At 35.6% G+C, this 17,302-nt stretch carries 10 protein-coding genes; 5 read left to right on the top strand and 5 right to left on the bottom strand.

What is annotated here, in order from left to right:
- Nucleotides 1-235: 235 nt before the first annotated feature.
- Both VB798_RS12530 and nspC read left to right on the top strand, forming a co-directional pair.
- A complete protein-coding gene (locus VB798_RS12530; protein WP_323258810.1) occupies nt 236-1,450 on the top strand; it encodes a saccharopine dehydrogenase family protein in 1,215 nt (404 codons plus the stop codon).
- 149 nt (nt 1,451-1,599) lie between these two features.
- The gene (nspC, locus tag VB798_RS12525; protein ID WP_323258809.1) at nt 1,600-2,736 is read left to right on the top strand and encodes a carboxynorspermidine decarboxylase; all 1,137 of its coding nucleotides are present in this window, start codon (nt 1,600-1,602) and stop codon (nt 2,734-2,736) included.
- An 85-nt stretch (nt 2,737-2,821) separates the two neighbouring features.
- Here nspC and VB798_RS12520 read toward each other — a convergent pair whose 3' ends face one another.
- From VB798_RS12520 to VB798_RS12505, 4 genes are all read right to left on the bottom strand, one after another.
- Nucleotides 2,822-4,504, bottom strand: coding sequence for a RagB/SusD family nutrient uptake outer membrane protein (locus VB798_RS12520; protein ID WP_323258808.1), 1,683 nt, complete (start codon nt 4,502-4,504; stop codon nt 2,822-2,824).
- Between the two features lie 73 nt (nt 4,505-4,577).
- On the bottom strand, nt 4,578-7,658 hold the full coding sequence (locus tag VB798_RS12515; protein WP_323258807.1) for a SusC/RagA family TonB-linked outer membrane protein: 3,081 nt from the start codon (nt 7,656-7,658) through the stop codon (nt 4,578-4,580).
- 34 nt (nt 7,659-7,692) lie between these two features.
- Complete coding sequence (locus tag VB798_RS12510; protein WP_323258806.1) at nt 7,693-7,920, bottom strand: hypothetical protein; 228 nt, start codon at nt 7,918-7,920, stop codon at nt 7,693-7,695.
- A gap of 207 nt (nt 7,921-8,127) precedes the next feature.
- On the bottom strand, nt 8,128-8,709 hold the full coding sequence (locus VB798_RS12505) for an RNA polymerase sigma factor (RefSeq protein WP_323258805.1): 582 nt from the start codon (nt 8,707-8,709) through the stop codon (nt 8,128-8,130).
- A 306-nt stretch (nt 8,710-9,015) separates the two neighbouring features.
- Between VB798_RS12505 and VB798_RS12500 the strand changes: the two genes are divergently transcribed.
- On the top strand, nt 9,016-12,084 hold the full coding sequence (locus tag VB798_RS12500) for an amidohydrolase family protein (protein WP_323258804.1): 3,069 nt from the start codon (nt 9,016-9,018) through the stop codon (nt 12,082-12,084).
- Between the two features lie 114 nt (nt 12,085-12,198).
- A complete protein-coding gene (locus VB798_RS12495; protein ID WP_323258803.1) occupies nt 12,199-13,503 on the top strand; it encodes an amidohydrolase family protein in 1,305 nt (434 codons plus the stop codon).
- A 78-nt stretch (nt 13,504-13,581) separates the two neighbouring features.
- Here VB798_RS12495 and VB798_RS12490 read toward each other — a convergent pair whose 3' ends face one another.
- Nucleotides 13,582-14,679, bottom strand: a complete 1,098-nt coding sequence (locus VB798_RS12490; protein ID WP_323258802.1) for a Fic family protein — start codon at nt 14,677-14,679, stop codon at nt 13,582-13,584.
- Between the two features lie 212 nt (nt 14,680-14,891).
- On the opposite strand from VB798_RS12490, the gene VB798_RS12485 reads away from it, so the two are divergent.
- Nucleotides 14,892-17,285, top strand: coding sequence for an alpha-L-rhamnosidase-related protein (locus VB798_RS12485; RefSeq protein WP_323258801.1), 2,394 nt, complete (start codon nt 14,892-14,894; stop codon nt 17,283-17,285).
- The last annotated feature ends 17 nt before the right edge of the window (nt 17,286-17,302 follow it).

The raw sequence follows: 17,302 nt of genomic DNA, 5'->3' as shown, positions 1-17,302 counted from the left end.
CATAGGCTATTCTTAACAAAAATAAACTTTTTTAGTTAGAAACAACCCTTTTTACCAAACATTAACATTTAAATGTTACAGGGCAATTCATACAAATGCAATGACTCAATACAAATTTAATCTATATATCTCCTATAATTTCTCAGCTTTAACTAATTTTGCAGATATATTCTTGTTTGGCGTGAGTACATTAACGTATTTACGAATAACATCTAACAGATAACATCAAAAAATAATGGGTAAGAAAGTTTTAATTATTGGTGCAGGTGGCGTAGGAAATGTAGTAGTAAAGAAATGTGCCATGAATCCAGAAGTATTTTCTGAAGTAGTTTTAGCAAGCCGTACAAAACGTAAATGTGATGCTATTGCTGAAGAATGTGCTAAAATAGGTTTACCAACCAAAGTAGAAACTGCGCAAGTAGATGCTGATAATGTGCCAGAATTGGTTGCTTTGATTAATCAAGTAAAACCTTTTATGGTTATCAATGTGGCTCTTCCATATCAAGATTTAACCATTATGGATGCTTGTTTGGAAACAGGAGTACATTATATGGATACTGCTAATTATGAGCCTAAAGATGTTGCTAAATTTGAATATTCATGGCAATGGGCTTATCAAGAACGCTTTAAAGAAGCAGGGTTGATGGCTTTATTAGGTTGCGGATTCGATCCAGGTGTTACCCAAGTTTATACAGCTTATGCCAATAAACACCATTTCGATGAAATGCACTATTTGGATATTATAGACTGTAATGCTGGTGACCACGGAAAAGCTTTTGCTACCAACTTCAACCCTGAAATCAACATTCGTGAGATTACTCAAAAAGGTCGTTATTGGGAAAATGGCGAATGGGTTGAGATTGACGCTATGTCAATCCATAAACCAATTGAATATCCAGGAATTGGACCAAAAGAATCTTATGTGTTATATCACGAAGAATTAGAATCGTTGGTTAAAAACTTCCCTACATTGAAGCGTGCTAGATTCTGGATGACTTTCGGTCAACAATATATTACTCACTTACAAGTATTGGAAAATGTTGGTATGACTTCAATTGCTCCAATTAAATTCCAAGGAGTTGATATTGTACCACTTGAATTTTTAAAAGCTGTACTTCCAGAACCGGGTTCTTTAGGAGAAAACTACACTGGCGAAACTTCAATCGGTTGCCAAATCAAAGGTATCAAAGATGGTGTTGAAAAAACATATTACGTTTGGAACAACTGTAAACACCAAGATTGTTGGAAAGAAGTACAAGCACAAGGCGTAAGTTATACAACAGGTGTACCAGCAATGATTGGGGCAATGATGATGATTACAGGAGAATGGATGAAACCAGGCGTTTGGAATTGTGAAGAATTAAATCCAGATCCATTCATGGCGATGTTGAATATTCATGGTTTGCCTTGGAACGAAGAAATCAACGGAACACTTCCGCATGAGTATTAGTAATCCTCAAGTTTTTGAAAGAATTTATAATTACATCAAAATGATAAAATCCATTGCCCGTGTTGAAAAATGCGGGCAATTTTAATAATTAAGAATTATACAATCAACGGCAAGTAAATTACTTTCCTGATAATCAATTTCAATTTAATATGATTGATTTCTCACAAATACCTTCTCCTTGTTATGTATTAGAAGATAGGTTATTACGTAAAAATTTAGAGCTATTACAATATGTTCAGCAGCAAGCTGGCATCGAAATCATCTGTGCTTTAAAAGGCTTTTCGATGTTCTCTACTTTTCCAATGGTTCGTCAGTATTTGGCTGGGGCAACCTCAAGTTCTCTGCATGAAGCCCGTTTAGCTTTTGAAGAAATGGGTTCTAAAGCTCATGTATATTCACCTGCTTATTTGGATAAAGAATTTGATGAATTACTTTCTTACTCATCACATATTTCTTTTAACTCTTTGAATCAATTTGAAAAATTCAAAGAAAAATCAATCGCAAACGGTATTAGTTGCGGACTTCGTATCAATCCTCAATATTCAGAAGTAGAAACAGATATGTATAATCCATGTATTGCGGGTTCTCGATTGGGAATTACTCGTAATCAGTTAGGAGATACTTTACCAGAAGGTATTGAAGGATTGCATTCGCATACTTTATGCGAAAACGATTCTTATACTTTGGAGCGTACTTTGAAAGCAATCGAAGAGCGTTTCGGCGATTTATTAAAACAAGCTAAATGGCTGAATTTAGGTGGAGGACATTTGATTACTCGTGCTGACTACGAGCCTGAACATTTAATTTCAGTATTAAAAGGATTAAAAAGTAGATTTCCGAATCTGAAAATTATTTTAGAGCCGGGTTCAGCGGTGGGTTGGAGAACAGGTTACTTAACTTCTACAGTCCTTGATATTATTGATTCTCAAGGGATTAATGTGGCAATTTTAGATGTAAGTTTTGCTGCTCACATGCCTGATACTTTAGAAATGCCTTATAAACCAAAAATTTTAGGTGCGCATCAAGAGCCAGTAGCGGGGAAACATACTTATCGTTTTGGTGGGATGACTTGTTTGGCGGGTGATTTTTATGGAGATTACTCATTTGATGAGCCTTTAAAAATTGGAGATTCAATCGTTTTTGATGATATGATACATTATACGATGGTAAAAACGACAACCTTTAATGGTGTAAATTTACCTTCAATTGGCATTTGGCGAGAAGATGATACTTTTGATTTGGTAAAATCTTTTGGTTATGAAAGTTTCAAAGATAGATTGAGTTAGGAGTAATATACTTTCAATCGCTGAAATCAATAAAAAAACCTGATGCTTTCACATCAGGTTTTTTTACGTAGATTCAATTCAAAAATTAATAGCCAGGATTCTGAGAAAAACCTGCATTTCCACCCTCTGAACGGTCAATTTGAGTTTGAGGAATTGGACGAACCAAGTTTGAAGCTTTCACGTTTGCAGCAGCTTGTGGATTGTATTTTTGAACACGCTCAACAAGATTACCCCAACGTTTCAAATCCATCCAACGAGTTTGCTCTCCTACTAACTCTCTAGCTCTTTCTTCTACAACCAAATCAAAAGTCATATCGTTAGATGTTACTTCCATAGCACTTTGTTTTCCAGGCCAAGCAGCACGACGACGCACCATATTGATTGCATCTGTTGCAGCTTGTTTATTACCTGCTCCTAACTGCGCTTCAGCCAACATCAAATAAGTATCCGCTAATCTGAAAACAAAGTAATCACGGCTACCAGATTCATAAGTCATATCAGGACGTTTTGTATCGAAAAACTTACGCAAAGTTGGGAATAAAGCTTCAGAGTATTTACTTGGTACTAAAACTTGGTATTTCTTCTTAGCTCTATCTGCTTTAGACATTTCATATCCCGGAATAAAAATTGCTGTATCGCCTGATGCAAAAGTTACACTCGTCTTAGAATCATCAAATGCAGTATTGTACGTTCCCGGTTTGTTCGAATACCAAGTATCTTTAAACGTTTTCTTATAGCGTGAATCGTTTACTCTTTCACCAAACACTACATCGGTACAATAAGTAGTAGGACGTAAACGCTTAAATGGACGACCATTCACGATATCACGTTGCATACCTGCTTGTACGTCATACTGCATACCATAGAATAAATGTAGGTTGTTACCACCATTTACTGAACCTGTATTGTTTGTTAAATTTGTTAAAAGATCTGAAGTATATTGTACAGCAAAAACGATTTCAGAATTTTTCTGATTATTTTCATCAAATACACTTGCAAAATCATCTAACAATTTAAAGCCATAATTATTTACTACGCTAGTACACAAAGTAGCAGCTTTAGAAAAATCGTCAGCAGCTTTTTGTGAAGAATATGCTTTTGCTAAATAAACTTTGGCTAATGCCATTTCAGCCGCAGGCTTAGTAGCTCTTCCGTACTGAGTTGACGAATTTGGTAAATCTGCAATTGCTTCTGTTAAATCTTTAATAATTGCATTATACATTTCAGCCTCTGTTGCTCTTTTTGTTACTTTAGTCGGGCTCAAGGTTTCTGTCAATCTCAAGTCAACACCACCCCACTGTTGGAACAAAATAAAGTAGTAATGTCCTCTCAAAAACTTAGCTTCAGCTACTCTTACTTTTTTAATAGCATCAGTTACTGTTGCAGCTGGTGCTCTTCCAATAATTGCATTACAAGTGTTAACACCACGATAAAGCTCATCCCAAGTATTAGCTAGATAGTCAACCGTTGGGTTAAGCTGTGTATCATAAAAGTGGAAACCTTTATAACCACCATCTGCACCAGTTGCGTAAATATCAGTACCGTACTCAGTCATGGTTAAGCCTTGCTGTGTACCATAATAATATCTGAGTGTTGAATAAGCCGCATTTACTGCATCTTCAAAACCTTTAGGAGTATTGATATAATCGTTACCAATACCTGAAATCACTTTTTCATCCAATAAATCAGAACACGATTGCCCAGTTAGCATTAAAGTGGCAATACCTAAGATTCTTGCATGTTTAAATATTTTATATTTGATATTCATCTTTTTTTTCATTTAATGTTTGATACTTTTTTAGCTACAGTTTCTAGGCACTTTTTGTACCTCATCTTTTTGCTTAAAATTTAGCGTTGATACCTACAGTAAACACTTTTGTTGCTGGTGTAATACCGTTGTTTACTGAAGTTCCAGATGTTTCTGGGTCAACACCATTGTATTTCGAAATAAATTTCGACCAAATAAATGGTTGTTGAATACTAGAGAAAAGTCTCAATGATTCCATGCCTAATTTCTTCGCAACGCCATCTTTGAAAGTATAACCAAAGTTGATGTTTCTTAACTTGATAAATGAACCGTCGAAGTACATTAAAGTAGTGTTATATTGAGGGAACTCTTGTGTGCTGAATGGACGAGGATACTCCGCACCTGGGTTATTTGGCGTCCAGTAATCTACTTTGATTTGTTGGTAACGACCAGCCAAAGCGTTGTTGTTTTGGTGGAAACCACTTACAATCATTTGTCCGAAGCGACCAAAGAAGAAGAACGATAAGTCGAAATTCTTATAAGTAAAGCGGTTAGTTAAACCTGCTGAAAAGTCTGGAACATCAGAACCAAGAAGTACTCTATCTGATGCGTTAATTACACCATTACCATCAGTATCTTGCACTTTGATTTGACCAACACCTGCACCCAAAGCATTTCCTTTGTCACCCGGATAATATTTAGCAGCTTGTTCAGCTTCGCTTATTTGCCAGATACCTGCTTTTTTGTAGTCAAAGAATGAGTTCAATGGTTGACCAATGAACCATTTGTTACCAATATCATCTATTGCACCATTATAAAGCGAAACGATTGCCTCTTTATTTCTAGTAAATTGGAAATCAGTTGTCCATTTAAAACCGCTTCCAGTATTGATATTCACAGTTGTAAGCCCTAATTCAATACCTCTGTTTCTAGTTTCACCCACGTTACGTGTTACAGCTCCAAAACCGATTGAACCCGGTAATTGGTCAGATAATAATAAATCGGTTGTGTTTGTTTGGTATAATTCCAAAGAACCTTGTACTTTACCTTTCCAGAAACTAAAATCAAAACCTACGTTAGTAGTAGCCGAACTTTCCCATCTTAAATCTGGGTTACCAATTGTATTTGGACGATATCCGAAAGCACCTGAATTATCCCAAGCATAAGATGTTCTGCTTAACAAACCTTGAGTTTGATATGGAGACACCCCTTGGTTACCTACTGCACCATAGCCTGCTCTTACTTTAAGTAAATCTAACCACTGAATATCTTTCATGAAATCCTCATTACTCATATTCCAACCTAAAGCAATTCCTGGGAAATTACCATATTTAGAGTTCAAACCAAAACGGCTAGAACCATCACGGCGCATTGTAACAGTCACTAAATATTTATCGTTGTAATCATAATTGACACGCCCCATGTAAGAGTTAATCGTCCAATCAACTAAACTACTACCCACACCTACTACAGTACTTGCATTACCTAAGTTATAGAATTGTTGTGTTTCAGCAGGAACACCTTGTACGTTTGCACCATAAATTTCAAAACGATCTTTTTGAATAGACTGAAGTAAAGTAACATTCAAATTATGTTTTCCATAAGATTTTGAATAGTTCAAGATATTCTCAAGCGTCCAGTTGAATCCAAAACGGTTTTCGTTACTTGCTTGTGCATCACCACCTTTTCTAGCGTTAGTTTGTGCTCCAATGAATCTACCCCAACGAGATAATGTAAAATCTGGTCCAAAATTAACACGGTATTTCAAACCATCCATGATTTTCACTTCTGTATAAATACTGTTGAAAATTCTGTATTTTTTTGTATTATCTACCTGAGCACCCGGAACAATTTCAGCCAAAGGGTTTGTCAATAAAGCATCGTTTGTTGGAGTAAAGTTGATACTTCCATCAGCTTTGTAAGCAGCACCTAATGGGTTTTGTTGAATTGTGAAACTGTAAGGGTTCAAGTTTTCACCATTTCTATCACTGAACATCATGTAAGACGACAAGCCAATTTTCAACCATTTGTTAATTTCATGGTCAATGTTAGCACGTAATGTTGTTCTTGTATAATCCAAACCTTCAGTAATCCCTTTATCCAAGAAATAACCAGCAGAAATATAGAATTGAGTTCTATCGTTACCACCTTGAATACCAATTGTATGGTTTTGTTGGAAACCTTTTTTAAGAATTAAATCTTGGTAATCTGTACTTCTTCCTTGAGCGATACCTTCCTTAACGTTAATATCTCCACCCAATACGGCTATTTTCGAGTCGACGTCAGGATCTGATTGCCCAGTTGGTACAATGACACCAGCAGCATTTTTATAAATACCTGTTGAACGATAAGCTTCTCTTACATATTCAGCAAATTCAGGACCATTGAAAAGAGTCATTTTATTTAAAGCTTCCGACTGACCAACGTACATATCATACGTTACAGTAGTTTTACCTTTAACACCACCTCTTTTTGTCGTTACCAAAACCACACCATTTGCACCTCTAGCACCATAAATAGCGGTTGCAGTTGCATCTTTCAATACTTCAATTGATTGAATATCATTTGGGTTCATATCTTCATAACCAGCAGATAATGGAATACCATCTACTACATACAAAGGGTCATTTCCAGCGTTGAATGAACGACGACCACGAATCAAGATTTTTGGCGTTGTTCCTGGTTTTGAACCTGATTGGGAAACGTCAACCCCAGCAGTTCTTCCTTGTAATGCCTGACCTAAGTTGGTAATTGGCATTTCAGAAATTTGTTTAGCAGACACTTGTGAAATAGCACCAGTTAATTGGCTTTTCTTTTGCGTACCATAACCAACTACTACTACCTCATCAATTGATTTAATGTCAGTAGAAAGTTTGATATCAATAATTGAGCGATTACTAACTGCTACTTCTTGCGTATTGAAACCGATTGCAGAGAAAATCAAAGTTGAATTTGTACCTACCGCAATTTTGTAGCTACCATTTGCATCTGTAGTAGTTCCTCTGTTTGTTCCTTTTACAGCAACCGTAACACCCGGAATACCTTGCCCGTCGTCGGCAGAAGTGATTTTACCAGTTACTGATCGATCCTGACCAAAACCAGTGAATGTGATAGATAAAAGCAACAAACAAATTGCCCAACCTACATTACTTTTTAATTTAAGTAGAGATTTCATACCCATGTGTTTTTGATTGATTTAATTGTGATAGTTAAATTATTGAAATGGTTAAATTGATACGTCTCCAGAGTGATTCTACTTCATTTTCAGGCAAAATATTCTTTTCATGACTGTTTAGAATAAATTTTGCTATTTCGATTTCTTCTTGCTTTTCAGGGTATTTTTTCAAAAATGCTTGCCAAAAATTATTTTCGACTAACTGATTTTCTGATTTTACCCATTCAATAAAGCAACTGTCTGACATAAAATCTTCAGACATAAAATCTTTGTACTTTGTGAATCGCTGCTCAAACAATTTTATAAATATTTTAAGTAAAACTTGTAATTATCAGCAAAAGACGGGTCAAATACAGTTTCTACTCATTTATTAATATATTTTTTAAAAAATGTACTAATCTAATATTTAGACAAAAAAAAGAGCCAAAATCGGGTGATTTTGGCTCTGAATACAAAAAGTAAATTTATATCATGCAATTGTGAGTCTTTCTAAGGAAATATGTTCTTTTAAAATTTTTAATGCTCCAAAAATAAGGTTATAAACCGACTGCGGGTTAATACTCATCTTACTAGAAATCTGGTCAGTATCCATATCATGAAAAAACTTCAGTGAAATTGCTTCACGCTGACGTTTTGTCAAATACTTGAATGATTCCGTCAAAGTATCACTAAAAGATTGTTCCTCTTCAAAAGCAACCAAACGGTTTTCGTGCGAAGTAATAAAATCAGGATTTTCAAGATAATATGCCTCTTGATGCTGGAAATGGCGTTGTTGAGTTTCTAAATGACGTACCAATTTTCTTTTGATAGAAGCCATCAAGTAATAACGAATAGAAGTTGTTTCACCTAAATTCCGATGATTTTTCCACAATTCTACAAATAAGTCGTGCAAGCAATCTTTAATCAATTCTCTATCTGCGGTAATACTTGTACTGTAATTGTACAATAAACTAACATAGTTATGATAAATTGAAGAAAAAGCAGCATGGTCTCCTGCTCTAAATTCATTCCATAATGCAACCTCGTCGATTATTTTTTTTGTAGTTATCATAGATAAAATAAGAGTATCTGTATAATTTTCTCTTAAAGATATATCAAATAAATATCACTTTTCAAGGTTTTTTTTGAATATTTTTCCGTAAACGTTTACGGAAACGTTTACAGCAAAACTTTTTTAAAAAAGAGTACTAATCAGTTAATTTCTGAAAGAAACTCTTTATGAATTATCACTTTTACAAACCAGTAATCATTACAATGGCTTCTTTGAGCGAAAAAATAAAAGTGAAATAGGATATTTCTAATTTTGACTCTATTTTTAGACCTTATTATTTATCACACTCACAAAAATCAACAAAACATGAAAAAACTTTTTATTACCCTTATTAACATATTACTGTTGGGGTCAATAGTTCATGCGCAAACCCAATTTTCCCCTCGCAATGGCGTTCAGGACGAAAGACCTAATCTTTATGCTTTCACCAATGCAACGATTGTTGTGGATGCCAACACTACGCTTGAAGGTGCAACATTATTAATTCGTGGTTCAGTCATTGAAGCAGTTGGCAAAGGCATCAGCATTCCTACAGGAACTACCGTTACTGATTTAAAAGGAAAAAGAATTTATCCTTCTTTAGTAGAAGCTTATTCAAATTATGGTTTACCCGAAAATAAAAGTGAAGGTGGAAGAGGTTTCAGAGCCGACCCACAATTTGAGTCTAAGAAAAAAGGTGCTTACAACTGGAACCAAGCAATTTTACCAGAAGTAGATGCGGCAAGTCTTTTCACTATCAACCCAACTGCTGCAGATGAATTTCGTAAAGCTGGATTTGGCGCTGCAATTAGCCACGTGCAAGACGGAATCGTGAGAGGTACTTCTACTTTATTGGCATTGGGCGATGGTCGTGACCAAGATGCTTTATTGAAAAGTAAAGTCTCTGCTCATTACTCTTTTTCAAAAGGAACATCTACGCAAGACTATCCAAATTCTATGATGGGTTCTGTGGCATTAATTCGCCAGACTTATTATGATGCAGATTGGTTCAAAAAATCAAAAAACAAAGTTGAGTTTAATATTTCATTAGATGCTTTTAATGCCAACCAAGGTATTCCACAAGTATTTGAAGTGGGTGATAAATTAGGAATTCTTCGTGCTAACAAAATCGCTAAAGAATTTGGCGTTCAATATATCATCAAAGGCATGGGCGATGAGTACCAACGTCTTGATGAAGTAAAAGCAACAGGTGCTACTTTAATTTTACCTTTGAATTTCCCAACTACACCAGATGTTGAAGATCCTTACGATGCTTCTGTAGTTTCTTTAGCAGAAATGAAACATTGGGAAATGGCACCAGCCAATGCTTCTTTATTATCAAAAGCAGGTGTGAATTTCGCTTTTACAAGTGCTAACTTAAAATCGAAAGCAGATTTTATGGCAAATCTTCGTAAAGCGATTGAATATGGTTTAGATGAAAAAATTGCTTTAGCAGCCATTACTTCTACGCCAGCACAATTAATGAAAGTTGATAATTTAGTAGGTTCATTAAAAGTGGGAATGTTAGCGAATTTCTTGATTACTTCTGATAATCTTTTCAAAGATGGAAACGTAATTTTTGAAAACTGGGTAAAAGGAAAACGTTATGTGATTTCAAACATGAACGTTGTTGATGTTCGTGCAAATTATGATTTGACTGTTGGTAGCAAAACTGGCTTGAAATTGAATGTTACTGGTAAAGTTGAAAAACCAGATTTTCAAATTGTGGTAACAGATTCTATCAAAGTAAGTCCTAAAGTGACTAGAATTGGCGAAAACTTTACTCTAAGCTTTAAACTTGATCCTAAAAAAGACAAAGGCGATACTCGTATCAGTACATACTTTGATGGAAAGAATTTTAAAGGTGATGGTTTAGATGCCAACGGACAAGCGATTGTTTTCACTGCTACTTTCAAAGAAGCGATGAAAGAAACACCTGCCAAAGTTGACACTGCGAAAAAAGTAATTCCAGAAATCGGAAAATTATCATATCCTTTCACTAGCTACGGAACAGAAGAAAAGCCAAAAGTTGAAACGATTTTAGTAAAAAATGCGACGGTTTGGACAAACGAAAAAGATGGTATCATCGCTAATACTGACGTGCTTTTACAAAATGGTAAAATTGCGAAAGTAGGTAAAAATCTTTCGGAAAGCGGTGCAAAAGTAATCGACGGAACCGGTAAACATTTAACCAACGGTATTTTTGATGAACACTCACACATTGCTTTGTTATCAGTAAACGAAGGTACACAATCTGTTACTTCTGAAGTAAGAATGGAAGACGTTGTGAATTCAGAAGACGTTAACATTTATCGTCAATTAGCGGGTGGTGTTACTTCTTCGCAATTATTACACGGCTCGGCAAACTCAATCGGTGGACAATCAGCCATCATCAAATTGAAATGGGGCGAAGCTCCAGATGCATTAAAAATTCCAAATGCAGATGGTTTTATCAAATTCGCTTTGGGTGAAAACGTAAAACAAGCTAACTGGGGTGACCGTGCTAGAATCCGTTTTCCACAAACTAGAATGGGTGTTGAGCAAATCATGATGGATGCTTTCTTAAGAGCAAAAGAATATGAAAAAGCAACAAAAGAAGCGGCGGCAAATCCTGCATTAGCACCAGTAAAACGTGATTTAGAATTGGATGCTTTAGTAGAAATTTTGAACAAGAAAAGATTCATTACTTGTCACTCTTATGTTCAATCTGAAATCAATATGTTATTGAAAGTTGCCGATTCATTGGGCTTTAAAGTAAATACTTTCACGCACATTTTGGAAGGTTATAAAGTAGCGGATAAAATGAAAGAGCACGGCGCAAATGCTTCTACTTTCTCTGACTGGTGGGCTTATAAAATGGAAGTAAAAGAAGCGATTCCATTCAATGCAGCATTGATGACGAAAGTTGGCGTAAATACTTCTATCAACTCTGATGATGCAGAAATGGCTCGTCGTTTGAACCAAGAAGCTGCCAAAACAGTAATGTATGGCGGTATGACAGAAGAACAAGCTTGGAAAATGGTTACTTTAAATCCAGCAAAAATGTTGCATTTAGATAATCGTTTGGGAAGTATCAAAGTTGGAAAAGATGCAGACGTAGTGTTATGGAATAATAATCCGCTTTCAGTTTACGCTAAACCTGAAAAAGTAATTATAGACGGTGCTACTTATTTCGACCTTGAGAAAGACAAAGAATTACGTTTAAAAATTGCTGCTGAACGTAATCGTATTACTCAAAAAATGTTGAATGCTAAAGCGGGCGGTGCTGCTACGGTAAAACCAGAAGTTAGAAGACCAAGATTATTCGTTTGTAATTCTGAAGGTGACCTAACTGAGGAAACTGGTGCTTATAAAGAAACTGGTGTATCTCAATCTGAAGGTCATGACCATGATTAATAGTTGTGATTGAGTGAATGGCGAATGAATAATTTATCGCATTACATTTACTCATCAACTTTAAACTCATGAACTCATAGACTGACTTAAAACATTTTTTCAAAAGAACATACAATGAAAAACATAAAATACATATACAGCCTTGTATTCCTATTGCTGGCGAATACAATGTTTGCTCAAAATCAGGCAGCAGGCTCACCACAAACCAAAGCCATTGCTTTGACGGGTGCAACAATTCATACTGCCTCAGGAAAAGTAATTCAGAACGGAGTAATCGTTTTTGACAAAGGAATTATTACCGCTGTTGGTGATGCAAATACTACTTTCAACAAAGCGAATACAGAAGTAATTGATGTAGCTGGCAAAAGCGTTTATCCGGGTTTAATTTCACCCGCTAACCAATTAGGTATGGTTGAAATTGAAGCTGTTCGTGCTACTGACGACCAAGCTGAAATTGGACCATTCAACCCACACGTTCGTGCTTTGATTGCTTATAATACAGATTCAGAATTGATTCCAACAGTAAGAAGTAACGGTATTTTGTTGACGCAAGCTACTCCACAAGGTGATATTATCACTGGTATGTCATCAATCATGCAATTGGATGGTTGGAACTGGGAAGATGCAGTATTGAAAAAAGACGATGGCGTTCATATCAATTGGATTGGCTATTTCAAACGTGAATTTGATTTTGCTTCTTTCACAGCAACGACTAAAAGAAATGATAAAAGAGATGAATTATTAAGAGAAATAGACAAAACTTTTGATGATGCCATTGCATATTCGCAAGTAAAAAATCCAGCGGTAATTAATGTGAAATTGGAAGCCATGAAAGGACTTTTTGATGGTTCAAAAAATCTTTACATTTCTGCTGATTATGGAAAAGAAATCATCGAAGCTGTTCAATTTGCTAAAGCCAAAGGAGTAAAGAAAATCGTAATCATTGGTGGTGAAGAATCATTATTAGCAGCTGATTTCTTGAAAGAAAACAATGTTCCAGTTATCGTTGGCACAACGCACCGTTTGCCAAACAAAGTTGATGACGATACTGATTTACCTTACAAATTGCCACAATTATTACAGCAAAAAGGTGTTTTAGTTGGCTTAGCTTATATTGGCTTAAACTGGAGAACTCGTAATTTACCTTTCGTAGCAGGAACGGTTGCTGGTCACGGAATGGATAAAGAAGATGCTTTAAAATTAATCACTGCCAACAATGCAAAAATCTTAGGTATTGATAAATATGTTGGTACTTTAGAAGTAGGCAAACACGCTACTTTGATAGTTTCTGCTGGTGATGTATTGGATATGCGTACTGCGAAAGTAGAACAAGCTTTCATCCAAGGTCGCAAGGTAGATTTGGACGACAAACAAAAACGTTTGTACAAAAAATATGCTGAGAAATATGGTACAAAGTAGTATTTCTTAATGCTAATAAAGGCTCTTTCTGATGATAGAAAGAGCCTTTATTTTTTAATACTTTCCAAACTTACCCTATCATTGATTCAACCAATATCGTGTACTCTTCAATGTTCCAGTCTTAGTAAGCGCTTTCATATTTACTAATTCTTGTAAATCACGAGTAACAGTTGCGTTGGATGCACCAGAAATAGTTTTATAATTACTGGCACTTAATCCACCTTTGAATCCTTCAATTCCTGCTTCAAATATCCTTAATATAACTTTCGTTTGTCTTTCATTCAACACGTCTTTATACTGATTAAAAAACTTTGTTTTAAAAATCAGAAAACTAACCATTCGTATGGTATAATCTTGTGCTTGCAACGTCAATTCTGCAAAATAAGTTAAATAAGCATCTATGTTCAATTGATGATTACAGGATTGTATCGCTTGGTAATAGGCTTTCTTTTGTGAATCGATTACTTTAGCAAACGAAGTAAGTGCTGGCTTACCCATTCGTTGCGAAATCGCTTTATCTACCAAAGCTCTGCCGATACGTCCATTTCCATCTTCAAAAGGGTGAATTATTTCAAAATATAAATGCGTAATCCCTGCAAAAATCAAGGTTGAAACTTTTTGATTATTAGTTAAATTCTCCTGATACCAATTCAAGAAAGTATCCATTTCAGTCTTTACTTGTCCAGAAGGCGGTGCTTCATAAAACACTCGTGGAGCAGATAAATTTCCTGAAACAATTTGCATCGGTTCTTCATGTGTCCGATAGCTACCAATAGTTTCTATATCACGTCTCCCATTCATTAACATTTTATGCCATTCAAAAAGCATTTCATGGTTGAGCGTTTTGTCATAATTTACATACAAATCCACCATCATTTCAGCTACCCCAGCAGCATTAGGCGGTACTTGTCGAAAATCACTTTTCAAGCCTAAGTGCTTTCTAATAGAGCTTTGAACAGATTCTCTATTTAATATTTCTCCCTCAATACTTGACGTAGAAACAGCTTCTTGTGATAAAATTTCGACCTTTAAATTTTCTAATCCTTCGGCTTCAATATGCTGAATTACTCCCCATATTTTGCCTATATTACGCTCAAATGCTAACTCATAAATGAGTAGCTTTGATGGGTCATATTCAAAATGAGCCCAATTTTTATCTTGCCAAATCCAACGCATGAGCGATAAGTTTTATTTTTATAACTCAAAAATACTATATTTCATGAGTTATAAAAGCTTTTTTTATCGCTCATAGCAAGACTTGTAAAATTATTTGTCTTTTGACAATCAAGGATTTTTGCTATTTATTCCTCAGCAGGTGAGAACATGTAAGAAATACTGAGCTAAATCTGTATTTTCGTTTTATTATCCACAATCAATCAAAAACAACAATGAAAGTACTTCAAGCCTTGCTCCTTTCTTTAATTTTCTCTCTTCCACTTTCAGCACAACAGGCAAGTCAAAAGGTTTTAACACAGCGTTGGCAAGCTGATTGGATTGCTCCACAAAATGTAAATCTGAAAGATTTTGGAGTATTTCATTTCCGTAAAAATTTTGAATTAGCTCAAAAGCCTGAACAGTTTATCATCAATGTTTCTGGTGATAATCGTTACAGACTTTTAGTTAATGGAAATTTTATCGGAACTGGACCAGCTCGGAGCGATTTAATGCACTGGAATTTTGAAACTTATGATATTGCAAAGTATTTGAATCAAGGTAAAAACACCATTGCTGCCGTCGTTTGGAATTTTGGAGAATATATGCCTGCTGCTCAGATGAGTAATAAAACGGGCTTTATTATGCAAGGGAATACAGAACTGGAAAGCCTTGTAAATACCAACAAAACATGGAAAGTGCTTCAAAATCAAGCTTATAAACCTTTGCCAGTAGATGGCAGGAAACTTCGTACTTATATTGTGGTAGGCGCTGGCGAAGAAGTAGAAGCTAGTAAATTTCCTACCGACTGGGAAAAACCATCATTTGATGATAGTCAGTGGACAAATGCACGTACTTTAGAACATGGTTATATTTCAGGAACAGGTACAGGAGCTGAATGGTATTTAGTGCCTAGAACAATTCCGCAAATGGAAGAAATTCATCAAAATATCAATAGCATCAGACGATATGAAAATTCTAAAGCTTTAACAATCAATGATAATTGGTTAAAAGGAAAAGGTACTTTAACCATTCCTGCCAATAGTAAAACTACTATTTTACTCGACCAAACTTTTGAAACAGTAGCATATCCAGAAATAATTGTCAGCGGAGGGAAAGATGCGAAAATTAGCTTTATCTATGCCGAAGCGTTGATTGATGACAAATGGGTAAAAGGTAATAGAAATGAGATTGAAGGAAAACATATTATTGGCATTCAAGATATATTTCGTCCAGATGGACAAGCTAAAAGAGGTTTCAGACCGCTTTGGTTTAGAACTTATCGCTACATAGAAATCACGATTGAAACCAAGGAAGAAGCTTTAACAATCAATGATTTTTATGGTATCAAGACGGGATATCCTTTTGAAGAAAAAGGCAATTTCTCAAGTAACGACCCAAGTTTACAAAATATTTGGAAAGTAGGCTGGCAAACGGCTCGTTTATGTGCAGGCGAAAGTTATTTCGATTGCCCTTATTACGAACAGTTACAATATACTGGCGATACCAGAATTCAGGCATTAATTTCATTATATGTTTCGGGTGATGACCGCTTGATGCGCAAAGCCTTGACAGATTATGATAATTCAATGACTTCTGAAGGCTTAACGCAAAGTCGTTACCCTTGCAATACGCTTCAAATCATTCCTACTTTCTCTTTGTTTTGGGTTTCTATGACTTACGATTATTGGATGCACCGCAAAGATGATGCTTTTGTTAAATCACTTCTACCCAATATTGAAAAAGTATTAGGTTGGTACGAAAGAAAAATTGACCCACAAAAAAATATGTTGGGTGCAATGAGATGGTGGTCTTTTGTAGATTGGGCAAAGCCTTGGAAATGGAATCCAATCTCAGACATTGGTGGTGTTCCTGACGGTGCAACGGATGGAAATTCGTCTATCATTACTTTCCAATACGCTTATACTTTGCGACAAGCTGCCGCTATTTTTGAAACTTATGGCGACAAAGATAAAGCTATTTATTACCGTACTTTGGCAGATTTACTCTCAAAATCTAGTTACGAACAATGTTTGGATGAAAGTAAAAACGAAGTAGCCGACACTCCCGACAAAAAGGCATTTAGTCAGCATGCTAATATTTTTGCGATACTTGCCAATGCCGTACCAAGAGCCAACGAAAAAGCAGTTATGGATAAGATTTTGAATGACCAAAGTCTGACCCAAGCCACATTTTACTTCCGTTTTTATCTAACACAAGCCTTGAAGAAATCGGGAAATGCTTCCCTATATTACAGTACATTATCACCTTGGCGAGATATGTTAAATATTGGTTTAAGTACTTTTGCAGAACAAACAGACCCTACTCGTTCAGACTGTCACGCTTGGTCGGCATCACCCAATTATGATTTTTTATCGACCATTTGTGGGATTATGCCAGATGCTCCGGGCTTTGAAGAAGTACGTATTCAACCAGCCTTAGGCGATTTAGAAAACGTATCAGGAAAAGTACCACATCCATCTGGAGAAATTACAGTAAAGCTAAAACGCAAAGGGAAAACAGGTATTTCTGGAGAAGTAAGCATTCCTCCTAACCTTTCAGGAAGATTTGTTTGGAATGGAAAAAGTATTGCCTTGAAAGGTGGCTTACAAAATGTTGATGTAGAGTAGTTTTTTTTAGCTTTGTC

The organism is Arcicella lustrica (assembly GCF_034930985.1).
Lineage (GTDB): Bacteria > Bacteroidota > Bacteroidia > Cytophagales > Spirosomataceae > Arcicella > Arcicella lustrica.
Note: the sequence above shows the minus strand (reverse complement) of the source record. Positions and strands in the feature narration are given on the sequence as shown.

Coding starts and splice junctions, on each gene's coding strand:
- VB798_RS12530 (WP_323258810.1), top strand. CDS start 236: ATGGGTAAGAAAGTTTTAATTATTGGTGCAGGTGGCGTAGGAAATGTA.
- nspC (WP_323258809.1), top strand. CDS start 1,600: ATGATTGATTTCTCACAAATACCTTCTCCTTGTTATGTATTAGAAGAT.
- VB798_RS12520 (WP_323258808.1), bottom strand. CDS start 4,504: ATGAATATCAAATATAAAATATTTAAACATGCAAGAATCTTAGGTATT.
- VB798_RS12515 (WP_323258807.1), bottom strand. CDS start 7,658: ATGAAATCTCTACTTAAATTAAAAAGTAATGTAGGTTGGGCAATTTGT.
- VB798_RS12510 (WP_323258806.1), bottom strand. CDS start 7,920: ATGTCTGAAGATTTTATGTCAGACAGTTGCTTTATTGAATGGGTAAAA.
- VB798_RS12505 (WP_323258805.1), bottom strand. CDS start 8,709: ATGATAACTACAAAAAAAATAATCGACGAGGTTGCATTATGGAATGAA.
- VB798_RS12500 (WP_323258804.1), top strand. CDS start 9,016: ATGAAAAAACTTTTTATTACCCTTATTAACATATTACTGTTGGGGTCA.
- VB798_RS12495 (WP_323258803.1), top strand. CDS start 12,199: ATGAAAAACATAAAATACATATACAGCCTTGTATTCCTATTGCTGGCG.
- VB798_RS12490 (WP_323258802.1), bottom strand. CDS start 14,679: ATGCGTTGGATTTGGCAAGATAAAAATTGGGCTCATTTTGAATATGAC.
- VB798_RS12485 (WP_323258801.1), top strand. CDS start 14,892: ATGAAAGTACTTCAAGCCTTGCTCCTTTCTTTAATTTTCTCTCTTCCA.